Source organism: Streptomyces sp. NPDC024017, assembly GCF_040638895.1.
Classification (GTDB): Bacteria; Actinomycetota; Actinomycetes; order Streptomycetales; family Streptomycetaceae; genus Streptomyces.
The window spans coordinates 475,368-486,542 of sequence record NZ_JBEZYZ010000005.1 but is presented as its reverse complement, the minus strand read 5'-3'; the positions used below and the strand labels follow the sequence as shown (position 1 = coordinate 486,542).

Annotated in this window: 14 protein-coding genes; 4 read left to right on the top strand and 10 right to left on the bottom strand. The window is 63.8% G+C overall.

Annotation, left to right across the window (positions count from 1 at the left end; translation table 11 throughout):
* Nucleotides 1–89: 89 nt before the first annotated feature.
* From AB0G20_RS16470 to AB0G20_RS16425, 10 genes are all read right to left on the bottom strand, one after another.
* Nucleotides 90–347: a SpdD protein gene (locus AB0G20_RS16470; protein ID WP_361302132.1), complete on the bottom strand. Its 258-nt coding sequence runs from the start codon at nucleotides 345–347 to the stop codon at nucleotides 90–92.
* A 26-nt stretch (nucleotides 348–373) separates the two neighbouring features.
* Entirely contained in the window at nucleotides 374–568 is a 195-nt protein-coding gene (locus AB0G20_RS16465; RefSeq protein ID WP_030246370.1) for a hypothetical protein, read from the bottom strand.
* Nucleotides 569–577: 9 nt separating this feature from the next.
* Nucleotides 578–769 carry a mobile element transfer protein gene (locus AB0G20_RS16460; RefSeq protein ID WP_030868218.1) on the bottom strand — a complete coding sequence of 64 codons (192 nt, stop codon included), beginning with the start codon at nucleotides 767–769 and terminating at the stop codon, nucleotides 578–580.
* Nucleotides 769–960 (bottom strand): hypothetical protein, encoded by a 192-nt coding sequence (locus tag AB0G20_RS16455; protein WP_352368452.1) that lies wholly within the window; start codon nucleotides 958–960, stop codon nucleotides 769–771. The genes AB0G20_RS16460 and AB0G20_RS16455 overlap by 1 nt, the downstream gene beginning before the upstream one ends.
* An 18-nt stretch (nucleotides 961–978) precedes the next feature.
* Nucleotides 979–1,656, bottom strand: a complete 678-nt coding sequence (locus tag AB0G20_RS16450) for a DUF2637 domain-containing protein (RefSeq protein ID WP_361302127.1) — start codon at nucleotides 1,654–1,656, stop codon at nucleotides 979–981.
* A gap of 55 nt (nucleotides 1,657–1,711) precedes the next feature.
* On the bottom strand, nucleotides 1,712–3,085 hold the full coding sequence (locus AB0G20_RS16445; protein WP_361302124.1) for an FtsK/SpoIIIE domain-containing protein: 1,374 nt from the start codon (nucleotides 3,083–3,085) through the stop codon (nucleotides 1,712–1,714).
* A 5-nt stretch (nucleotides 3,086–3,090) separates the two neighbouring features.
* Nucleotides 3,091–3,441 (bottom strand): hypothetical protein, encoded by a 351-nt coding sequence (locus tag AB0G20_RS16440; RefSeq protein WP_030868207.1) that lies wholly within the window; start codon nucleotides 3,439–3,441, stop codon nucleotides 3,091–3,093.
* Nucleotides 3,442–3,564: 123 nt separating this feature from the next.
* Nucleotides 3,565–4,296, bottom strand: coding sequence for a GntR family transcriptional regulator (locus AB0G20_RS16435; RefSeq protein WP_361302121.1), 732 nt, complete (start codon nucleotides 4,294–4,296; stop codon nucleotides 3,565–3,567).
* Nucleotides 4,297–4,358: 62 nt separating this feature from the next.
* Nucleotides 4,359–4,823, bottom strand: coding sequence for an ATP-binding protein (locus AB0G20_RS16430; RefSeq protein ID WP_361302118.1), 465 nt, complete (start codon nucleotides 4,821–4,823; stop codon nucleotides 4,359–4,361).
* A 288-nt stretch (nucleotides 4,824–5,111) separates the two neighbouring features.
* The gene (locus AB0G20_RS16425) at nucleotides 5,112–5,852 is read right to left on the bottom strand and encodes a GntR family transcriptional regulator (RefSeq protein WP_086560777.1); all 741 of its coding nucleotides are present in this window, start codon (nucleotides 5,850–5,852) and stop codon (nucleotides 5,112–5,114) included.
* Nucleotides 5,853–5,995: 143 nt separating this feature from the next.
* Between AB0G20_RS16425 and AB0G20_RS16420 the strand changes: the two genes are divergently transcribed.
* From AB0G20_RS16420 to AB0G20_RS16405, 4 genes are all read left to right on the top strand, one after another.
* Nucleotides 5,996–7,093: a DUF1152 domain-containing protein gene (locus AB0G20_RS16420; RefSeq protein WP_361302115.1), complete on the top strand. Its 1,098-nt coding sequence runs from the start codon at nucleotides 5,996–5,998 to the stop codon at nucleotides 7,091–7,093.
* 421 nt (nucleotides 7,094–7,514) lie between these two features.
* Nucleotides 7,515–8,648, top strand: a complete 1,134-nt coding sequence (locus AB0G20_RS16415; protein WP_361302112.1) for a DUF262 domain-containing protein — start codon at nucleotides 7,515–7,517, stop codon at nucleotides 8,646–8,648.
* A gap of 2 nt (nucleotides 8,649–8,650) precedes the next feature.
* Nucleotides 8,651–9,406: a HEPN domain-containing protein gene (locus AB0G20_RS16410; protein WP_361302109.1), complete on the top strand. Its 756-nt coding sequence runs from the start codon at nucleotides 8,651–8,653 to the stop codon at nucleotides 9,404–9,406.
* A 110-nt stretch (nucleotides 9,407–9,516) separates the two neighbouring features.
* Nucleotides 9,517–11,172 (top strand): N-6 DNA methylase, encoded by a 1,656-nt coding sequence (locus AB0G20_RS16405; protein WP_361302106.1) that lies wholly within the window; start codon nucleotides 9,517–9,519, stop codon nucleotides 11,170–11,172.
* The last annotated feature ends 3 nt before the right edge of the window (nucleotides 11,173–11,175 follow it).

Genomic DNA, 11,175 nt, shown 5'->3' with positions numbered 1-11,175 from the left:
TGGGTCTTCCTTTCGGCTGTTTCGGCGGTTGGGAGGGACGGCCCCGGGGCGGCGGGATGCTTGGCGGCGTTTGCCGCCCCGGCGGCCGGTCAGCGCTTGTTCGCGCCGGTGACGAGGGAGCGCAGGACCACGGCGGCGATGGCCACGGACACGGCCGAGACGGCGACCGCCGCCAGGAGCGCGGTGAGGACGACGCCGACGACCACCACCGCGGCGACCGCACCGGCGCCGACCCCCACGAACGGGGCAACCGAGCGGCCGGCGGAGGGAGCCGGGGCGCCGTCCTGCGGGATGTGGGTGGTGATGCTCGGGACGTGCGGGGTGTCGGGCAGCTTGGGGCGGAACATCGCGGGACTCCTTGTCGGTCGGGGTGTCATTCGTGGGTGCCGTTGACGACGTCGACTCCGGAGCGGGTGCCGGACTCGATGGCCGGGGCGAGGATGGTGTGCGAGAGCCAGAAGCCGAACAGCGCGATCACGACGGCGACCCAGAGGCGGATGCCGAGGAACTTGATCGCGGCCCAGGCGATGACGCCCAGGACGAAGACGAGCGGCAGCGAGACGGTCACGGGAGCTCCTCAGCGGACGCGGCAGCGGTGGGTGCGCGCGGCCAGCTCGGCGGCGGCGCGGCTGTCGTAGTCGGTGGAGAAGCCGCAGCGCGGAGCCGTGCAGGCGGCGGTGTGCTTCTCGCGGCCCCGGCCGTCGTAGTAGGTGGCGACCTGGACGGGGCCGATGCGGACGACGCGGCGGAAACGGCGGTTGGCGGACATCAGGGCCTCTCCTTGTCGGTCTCGCCGGTGAAGTCGGTGACGTGGTCGGCCAGCCAGCGCAAGATCTCGTCGCCCTCGTAGCTGTCGGCGGCGAGGATCACGGGCTCTGCGATCAGCACGGCTTCGGTGAGGCGGTTCTGTCGGGTCAGCTCGGCGGCGCGCTTCAGCGCGCGGAGCGTGGACGGGCGCAAGGGGGAAAGTCCTCCGGGTCAGGTGAGTTGGGTAGCGATGGCTTCGGCGAGCGGCATCGGGACACCGAGCCGGGCGCGAAGTGTCGAGGTGTCGATGTCGGTTCCGGTCCGGGCGCGGTGTTCGTCGGCGACCTTGCGGGCCAGGGCGACGAGCGCGGGCGGTATCGGAGACGTCGGAGCTGGCCCCGGTTCGGCGGCGGGCAGTACGGCCGCTGCTGAGGGCGGTTCGACTTCTACGGGGGTGGGTTCGGATTCCGTGTCCGTCGAGGGCGGCTCGGGTGTCGTCGCCGGAGTCTCGATCGACTTCGGCGATCCGTGGGCAAGGAGCGTGCCGCCCAGGAAGGCGACCGCGGGCCAGCCCGCGACGAGAATGCGCAGCCAGGCCGGTACGCGGTCGAGGTCCAGCAGTCCGGCGGTGGCGACATTGGCGCCGAGGGAGGCGATCAGGGCAACGAGGAACCAGCACCACCCGGCCGCTTTCGCCTCACCGGAACGGAGCCGCCGCCAGGCAGCCACCAACAGCAGATCGACGGAGACCGGATAGGCCCACGCCTTCCAGCCGTCCTGTCCGGCCGCTGCGGCCAGGTCGTGCAGGTGGGCGAAGGACAGCGCGGCGGCGATCACTGCTTGAACGAGCACGGCGTCAACGCGGACAGGCAGGGTGCGCACGGCGCGACTCCTTTCGGTTCCAGGCATGGGCGGGGTAGGGACTTGGCGCGAGACGGCCGCGCCGACCGTGGGATCGGGGTGGTTACTCGATGACCGGCGCAGGAGCGGCCACGGGCTTGGGCTCCTTCACTGGCACGGGCGGGACATACGGCCGGAAGGGCGTGAGCGCTGGTACGTCTGGGGCGAGGTGTGCCGTCTCGCGGCAGGTGGCCGCAGCTTCGGCGAGGGACAGGTACGGGGTACGGATGCGGGACCAGCCGCCGGATGTGTCGCCGACGACCGCGAGGCCGGGCAGCTCGGCGGCGATGGAGCAGGCCGCGTAGACCGCTTCAGGGGCGATGTCGCCGAGCGCCATCTTGGCGGAGGCTTCGTCGTTGACGCGGTGGCAGACCCGACCGGTGAGTTGGGCCCGGAGCATGGTCGCGCCCTTGCCGAGCTCGGCTCCGAAACGCTGGCCGCAGACCTCCAGGTAGATGCCGGCCGCGCGGCCGAGTTGGGCGAGGCGGATGAGCTGAGTGACCATCTCGTCTCGCCGCTCTTCCTCCTTCCTTGTGGCGACGAGAAACAGTTCGGCCACCTCGTCGACGAACAGCACGATGGGCGCGGGACGTTCGTCCTCAGGCAGGCCCCAGATGTCCGAGGTGATCTCCTCGTCCGGGGTACCTGGTGCGATGCCCTGCCGGGCCTTGATCAGGTCGTAGCGGTCCTCCATTTCCTTGACCAGCACGGGCAGCAGCTCGGAAGCCTGCTCCGGGTCCGTCGCCAGCCCGGAGAGCCGGGGCGCGAACGGCGCCAGCTCCACCCCGCGCTTGCAGTCGATCCCCACGAGCGCCACCGACTGAGCGGCCAGTGCGGCAATCAGGCTCCGCAGGAACATGGACTTGCCCGACAGCGTGGCGCCGAGCACGAGTTCGTGAGGGACGGCCCGGTAGTCCCGTACAAAGGCGGTGGCGTCTTCTCGCAGAGCCACCGGCACTTGCAACGGACCTGAGACGGTTCGTCGAGGCATCCGCACCTTCCGCAGAACGTCGAAGCCGACGAGCCGCAGTTCCACGACTCCGGGCTTCACGTCCCGGACGTACACGGCGTGAACGCCCCAGGCATGGCGCAGCCGTTCGGCCGAGGCCGCCACGTCCGCAGGTTCCTGCCCCGGAGCCAGCCGCAGCCGGAGCCGCAGACCGGTCGAGGTGGGCCGGATCATGCCCCGCCGAGGGGGCACCGGACGGATTTCACGGCGAGTGGTCGCCTTGACGGCCAGTGCCCGCCACCGGGACGGCTCGACCGTCAGACCGCACGCATCCATGGTCGAGGAGTACGAGGCCAGCAGCCGGGCCACCGAGACCGGCAGCCCGACCGTTGACCAGTACGCGGCCGGGTGGGCGTGCCGGGCGTAGGCCGCGCCGCCTATCGCAGCAAGCGATCCGCCCAGCTCGGCCCACGTCACCAGGTCGGTCACGTCGATCAGCCCGCCTCAGCCATCGGGAAGGCGCCCGGAGCCACGGCGGTGGCCCGGAACGCGATGCCGTGCCGCTGCTGGCCGTTGAACACGCTCTCCCACGGACGAGCCACCAGCCCCGGCAGCGCGACCGGAGCCCCGAGCGTCAGCCCTTCAGAGACCCCGCTCTCAGGAACCGTGACCTTGATCAGCGACGACTCCCCCTCCTCGATGTAGACCACGCCGATCGTCATCAGTGCCTCGCCGCTCATCGCGTCCTTGGCGATCTCGCCGGTCTGCCGGTCGCGCACCTTCGGCGCCGGAGCTTCGGTGAGCAGGATCGTGGCGGTCGAGGCGTCAATGCGGATCACACGCACAGAGATTTCTCCTTCTGAGGCGACCAACTCGCCACCTGACAAGTTGACTTAGCAAGTTCGAAGCTACGGATGACAGGTTGACTTGTCAAGTGGAGTTTCGGGTGAACTCGCCTGGACCAGGCGTCAGTTCAAGCGATAGGTGTCTTCGAGTTCATGCAGATCAGCAGGCAGCAGCACTTCAGAGACTTGCAGCGCCCGCCCGGAGGCATCGCACGCAATGACCAAGACGCTGAGCACAGGCGTGCCGTCCGGCAAGCCGCCCAGAAGTTCGGCTTCGCCACTCTCCGGCAGCCGAGCCGAGACTCGCTCCGTCACATGGTCGAAGCGGACCTTCTGCCGGGCCTCCACGTGCTCGCGGACACTGCCGCTCAGAGCTTCTCCACTCGCCAACTCGGTGCCCTCGACGAGGCCGGCGGGAAAGTACGACGAGACCAACTCGACCGCTTCGCCGTCCTCCTCCACCAGAAAGCGACGCATGACGACCTCGGCCCGCTTCGGGAGCCCGAGCGCAGAGGCGACCCGGGCCGGAACAGGGACTTCACCGACTTCAACCAGGCGCCCCGAGGCCCGCGACTCGTCGCGCTCCAGGGCCTCCAGTCCCCGCCGGCCCTTCTGCTCCACGACCTCCGGCCTGCCCCGGACGATCGTGCCGTACCCCTGCCGGGACTCCAGCCAGCCGTCGCGCTTCAGCAGTTCCAGCGCCCGTACGACGGTGGGACGGGACATCCCGAAGGCTTGCACCAACTGGTTTTCGCTGGGCACCCGGGTGCCGGGCGGGTACGTGCCGTCCTCGATGCGGCGCTGGATCGTCTGAGCTAGGCGCACGTACTTCGGTGCCGCCACTTCATACGCCATGAACGCCGCCTGTCGGGATTGGCCAAGTCAACTGGTCAACCAGACTAGCGACAACTGGAGCGTCAGAACAGGATCGGAGTGAAGCCCTCGCTGGACGGCCACGCGCCGGCCACGTCGCAGGAGACCATCGTCCCACCGAAGCGGCTAGGCCCGGAGTGCCACGACTCGGCGATGGAGTCGACCAGGAGCAGGCCGCGACCGTGGGCGTCGTTGGCGTCTGGCCGCCGCATCTGAACGTTCGCAGGGAAGCCCGGGTTGTGCACCTCGATCCGAAGTGTCGTCTCCACGCGAAACCACTCAACGCGCACCACCCAGGACTCATCCGCCCGCCCATAGAGAATGGCGTTGGTCACCAGCTCGGAAATCATCAGCGCGCAGTCGTCGATCGAGCAGGACGGGTTGTACGGGGCGAGGAACTTCCGGAACCAGTACCGAGCCCGAGGCACGGACTCCGCGACTGGGTGCAAAGTCATGGCACCGAGTCGCGGCCACTCCTCAGAAGGAAAGCGGTCGATCGTGTAGGCCATCCGCGCTCACTCCTTGCCGCTGCCGTCACAGTCGAGGCAGCGCCGTTTCGATGTGACACGGTGGCGATCGTTGGCCGTGGAGAGCGCCAGAGCCGTACGGGAGCCGACGCGCTTCCAACCGCGCCCACGACAACCCCGGCAAGCTAACCGCGCATCCTCGTCCGGCCGCTGACTCGTCACCCGTGCCCCCTTCCCGTTCAAGTGGCCTTAGCCACTTTCTGGATAGTGGCATTAGCCACTTCTACTCCGCAACCCGTTCGCCGTAACTAGCGGGACCTCACCGCACCCTCAGGTGAGCGGGTAGCCCTGCTCGAAAGCCCAGCGATGCGGCGGGTACGTGGCTTCGGCGAACTCCAACGGCCGGTCCTGGAGGTCGAAGACGACGTGGTGGACGATCAGGACGGCCGAGCCAGGCTCCAGTTGGAGGTCCACGGCTTCTTCCTCCGTGGCATCCCTCGCACACATGCGATCTTCCGCGTAACTGCCCTGCCGCCCCGTCATGTTCTCGACGTACATGAGCGTTCCCTCTTGGATGCGCTCCGGCTCAAGCAGCTTCGGCGCACGGTGGCCGACCTCCGGAGCAAACCACGAGGTGGACAGCGTGATCGGCCCGTCCTGGTTATTGGTCACGCGCCGCCGATGCACAGCCCGTCGATCCTTGACCAGGCCCAACCCCTCAGCAACGTGAGCCGGCGCCTCCATCCAACCGGTCGAGGTGATCACCGCGTACTCACCGGGCGTGTAGATCTTGCCGGTCTGCCGAGCCCGCCCGTACAACTCACGTGCTCGCCGGTTGACCTCCAGGCTCCGCACGTACGTACCCGACCCCTGACGCTTCTCGACGAGCCCTTGGTGGCTCAGCGCCTCCAACGACCGTGCAGCCGTGGGTCGGGAGACCTTCCAGTCCGCCGCCAACTGCCGCTCAGACGGGACCTCGTCCCCCGGCCGCAGGTCACCCCGAAGAATCTGATCGCGGATGTAGTGCGCGATCTGGAGATACTTCGGCTGAGCCTCCTCGATCTGTGGCATCAGTCCTCCTCACCCAACGTGGGCTCCAGGTGAGTAGTCGGGAACCCCGCTACCGGCCTGAGGCCGATTCTCGATACAAGTGGCTATGGCCTCTAGCCACTATAGGGTGAGTGGTCAACCCCGTACCCCGTAGGCTGAACCGCATGATGCGGTTGATCGTCGCAGCAGGAGGAGGGGGCGACGCAGTCGCCGCCGCAATGCTTCACGCCGCCCTCTATGGCGACGAGGACCAGGCGGTGATCCTCACGTACGCGTGGGACCGTCTCCTGATCGACCCAGTACCAGGCCCCCGAGGCCCAGATAACTTCACTGGCCTCAAGCCGCTCACCCCAGCTGTCCGGGCAGTGCCGGCCGAGGCCCGCCCGATCGCTCCGGCAGGCTCCACCCTCCCCCGACTCGCGACGGAGCTCCCGCACACGATCGCGCTGATCGACCCGCGCCACGGGGTCGAGGGCATCACGCATCAACTCGAAGACCTGGTTGACCACTTGTCACCCGAGTCGATCGACCTCCTGGACGTAGGCGGAGACATCCTCGCCCGCGGCGATGAGCCGACGCTGAAGAGCCCGCTTGCCGACGCCGTCACGCTCGCCGCGTGCTGCCAAGTGAACGCAACGATCCGCCTCCTGGTGGCAGGCCCCGGACTTGACGGTGAACTGCCTCTCGACGAACTGCACAACATGCTTGGCCCGCTCGTCCACACCTTCACCGCGAAGGACGTCGAGCCGATCAGCTCGGTCCTGGAGTGGCACCCGTCCGAGGCAACCGGAATGCTGGCAGCGACAGCCCGAGGCGTACGCGGCACATGCGAGATGCGAGACGCCGGCCTCCCAGTCCCCCTCACCGACGAAGGCCCCACCGTCCATGAGGTCGACCTGGACGAGGCACTGAGCCGTAACCAGCTGGCCCGCGCCATCCTGACGACCGCCACCCTGGACGAGGCAGAGGCACACAGCCGTGAGATCTGCGGCTACTCGGAAATCGACTACGAGCGCAACAAGGCCGCATGGCTCAAGGACCAGCCTCCGGTGCAGCTCGACCCGGGAGCCGTGCTGTCCCAACTCAACCAGTTCGAAGCCGAGGCCCTGAACCGCGGAGTTACCCACACGACGTTCCGCCGCATCACCGAGGCGCTGAACCTCAACGGCTCCCTACGCGAGGACCTGCGCCAACTGCTCATCAACAGCCGTCCGGAGCAGTACGACGCACCCTTGTGGCGCATCACATCCACCCCTGAGTAACAACCTTCTTCACGGGTTCAAGGCGGCTCGCTCCGCTCACCGCGCGCGGCACGGCCCCCGGCCGGGCCTGCGCTCCAGTCTCCGCCCCGCTCCAGCCCGGCCGGCGCCCGTGCCGCGCGCCCAGCAACTAGCCGCCTGATGCCAGAGAAGCGTAAGCCGTGGCTGGGGCGGTCGGCTCCGCGGCTTTACGCAGCCACTTTGGGGCGAGCCTCGAAGATCATGGCCCCAACGTCGTGCTTTACCGGGCAGGTCCACAGACTGCCCGACGCGCCGGAAGCTTACGGGGCCATGATCACTCACCCCAAAGCAGCTCCAGCCCAAAGCCGCTCCGCCGCCCGCGAAGGGCACGTGGCCCACCCCTCGGTACGGCAGACTAGTGCACGCCCTAAGCAAGTCTTGAGAGCGAGGCAGCGTGGCACGTATGAGCGAGGAAGAGGGCAACATCTTCGAGGAGAGTCCCGCAGAGCTCGAAGTAAATTCTTCCGACATCGAGCCTGATAGTGACCTGCGTGAGCGTTGGGAGCGCCACCAAAGGGACCTTATCAGCCATGCGATGGACTTCACCGTATGGTCTGTTGTTTCTCTCGTCAGAGAGGGGAATCTGGACCTCTTCCCAGAATTCGAGCGCCGCGACAGGTGGGATATCCACAGGAAGTCACGACTAATTGAATCCTTCCTGTTGAACATTCCCATCCCCGCGGTTTTTCTCAATGAAGAAGACTATGGCCAGTATTCCGTCATTGACGGAAAACAAAGAATAACAGCCCTGGTGGAATTCATCGAAGGGCACTACGCCCTTAGGGGGCTTGGTGTATTGCGAGAGGCGGAAGGAAAGACATATCAAGATCTAGACCCAGCCATTCAGCGATCTCTGACCTCTACGGGGACAATCCGTGCGGTGATCCTCAGGCGCCTTTCGGACCCCGATATGAAGTACGAGGTATTTGCCCGACTAAACACGGGTGGCGTGCCACTGAACGCCCAAGAGTTGAGAAACGCCGTGCACCCCGGACCGTTCAATCGTCTAACTGTCGAGCTTTCAGAAGATCTCACATTTCAAGCAGCAATTGACAGTGGCCCTTTCAGTGCAATCTACCGAGAAATGAGAGACGTCGAGCTCGTATTGCGCTACTTCACTTTGGTCGACGACCCCCTGGCTTACCGCAGGTCGATGGCTCATGCCCTGACAAACACCCTGGCTCGGAAGAATCACTCGACGCCGCAGGAGATTGAGTGGTGCAAAACAGACTTCCTGTCGTCTTTCAACAAGTGCAGAGCAGCTTTTGGAGATCTTCTATTCCGTCGATGGCAGCCGGAGAGGAACGCTCCATCAAAGCGAATCTCAGTCGCCGTCTACGAAGCACAAATGATAGCCGTGCGAGATTGGGAGATCAGTAAGCTCACACGAAACTCGTGGTTCATCCAGGAGAGAACGAAAGAGCTTTTCACGCTACCTGAATTCCAAGAATCGCTGCGCTTTGGAAATCAACTGCCACATAGCCTGGTCCGGCGAGTCGAGTTTTTCAAGGAACTCCTCGACCGTGCGGCGAGGTAGCCATGGCGCTGAACAAGTTCCGGGCACAATTGGTCGACGTCGAAGGCATGCTGGACCTCGTTGAGTCGATTACACTGGGCGACCCTTCTCTGTCATACCTGCGTCACCGACTGGACCCCAGTCCCTTACTCGCCGGCGCTGTTGTTCTATTGTGCGCGAGGTTCGAAGAATTTCTTAAAGAAATCATAGCCTACGCACTCGAACGTCACAGCCTCTGCGATCCTCCGATGACACTCTGGGATCTCCCGGAGAACGTTCAAGTGCACCTAATTTCAAAGAGCCTAAATGCCGCTCTGCAAGGAATTCGGCACGGCGAACCTAGAACACCATCCCAACGTATCACTGAGGGTGTGGAAGCAGCGAAACACGTCGTAGGCGGGAACATCAAGGCGGAACATGCCATCGAAACCGGGGGCAACCCAGGCCCTAAAACAGTCGCAGAGCTAATGAAGCTTGTCGGCGTAGATAACGCCTGGAAGCGCATCACCGAACACTTCGATGCCTCCTATACAGCGCCCACTCTTCCAACGATAAGTACCATTGCGGTAGGTAAGCTAGAAGACCGCCTAGGACAGATCATGCGTCTACGAAACATTGTCGCCCATAGCGGCGCCAATATCCCATCTTCTCCCGCAGAGATTCGTTTCAACGTGGCCTTCCTTAGTCAGCTATCTACTTCGATTTACGAAGTCCTGAAAGACCACGTTCAGCAGTACGCCAGGTCTCTTGGCAGGCAGCCGGCGGCTTGGCAGCCTTAGATCCCCTAGACCAGGCAGATTTACCGAAGAAGGGTGCTCTCAAACGTCTCGTTCTTTCAATACGCCCCTCTGAACAGAGCAGCCCCAGCTCGCCAGGATAGGCTTCCACTGTGACACCGCAGACACCACAGACTCCATCCGGCACTGAGATCCCTGCTGGCTCCATCAAGCACGGCGAGGTGTACACCCAGCGTTGGGTCGTAGACATGATCCTTGACCTGATCGGCTACACCGCGGACCGGGACCTCGCCAGTTTGACCATCACGGACCCTGCGTGCGGGGGTGGGGCCTTCCTTGTCGCGATCGCCGAGCGGCTGAGCCAGTCCTGCCGCAAGTATGATCGTGAGCTCCCTTTCACGTCAGTCCAAGCTTTCGATCTTCTTGAGCGAAACGTGGAGAGTAGTCGACGAAGCATCGAAGCGACACTCATTGATGAGGGTTGGGGGCAACAGGTAGCGCAAGATCTTGCCTCTCAGTGGGTAAAGCAGGGGGACTACCTGCTGCAAGATCAACACACCCAAGCGGACCTCGTCGTGGGCAACCCACCCTACATTCGCATCGAGGACGTTCCCGCGTCACGAATGGATTTGTATCGGCGCCGGAATAGGACCATGACCGGTAGGTCAGACATCTACGTAGGCTTCTACGAGCAGGGGCTGAAAGCACTTAAGCCCGGTGGAAAACTAGGGTTCATTTGTGCTGATCGATGGATGAGGAACCAGTACGGGCGCAACCTGCGAGAGCTGATCTCTGAGAATTATGCAGTCGACTGCCTCATCGTCATGCATGACGTCGATGCTTTCGAAGACAAAGTGGCAGCCTATCCAGCAATCACGGTCATCCGCAGCGGACCCCAGCAAGCTGCAACTGTTGTCGACACCACCAAGGAACTGGGTCAGCGTCATTCCGAGGAGCTTGTTTCATGGGTTGAGTCTTCAAAAACCGCGAATAGCGAACATGTCGCTTTCCGTGCCGCACGTCTTCCACACTGGTTTCAAGGCACGGAGTCTTGGCCGATGGGCAGCCCTGAACGACTCGCTCTCCTCGAAGATCTCAGCGACCGATACCCGACGCTCGAAGAAACTGGCGTAAAGGTGGGAATCGGAGTCGCAACTGGGGCAGACTCTGTTTTCGTAACTACAGACCACGATCTAGTAGAACGTGACCGGCTACTTCCGCTATCCATGGTCAGAGACGCCAAGACGGGTAATTTTATTTGGACGGGGCATTACCTGGTCAACCCCTGGACTGAAGATGGAGATCTCGTAGCCTTTGAAGACTATCCGCGCCTGCGCTCATTCTTCGAAAAGAATCGACCAGCTCTAGAGCGTCGTCATGTAGCTAGGAAGACCCCTAACCGCTGGTATCGCACCATCGACAAGGTCGACGCGAGCTTGACTAGCCGACCTAAGCTGCTCTTTCCCGATATGAAACTCAATATCCATCCAACACTTGAGGATGGCGGGCACTATCCGCACCATAATTTGTATTACATGGTCACGGATCGTTGGGACCTAGAAGTTCTCGGCGGCATTCTCCTATCGCGCCTGGCTCAAACTTTTGTTGAAGCCTACGCAGTGAGGATGCGAGGGGGGACGCTCAGGTTTCAAGCACAGTACCTGAGGCGGATCCGCGTGCCTAATCCAGATGTGTTGACCTCCGACATCACACAGGCTTTGGCTGAAGCATTCAGGCGCCGGGACGTGGAGGGAGCCACTGAAGCAGCTCTCAGCGCCTACGGGATCGATAATCTTCCGGCCTATTAGAGG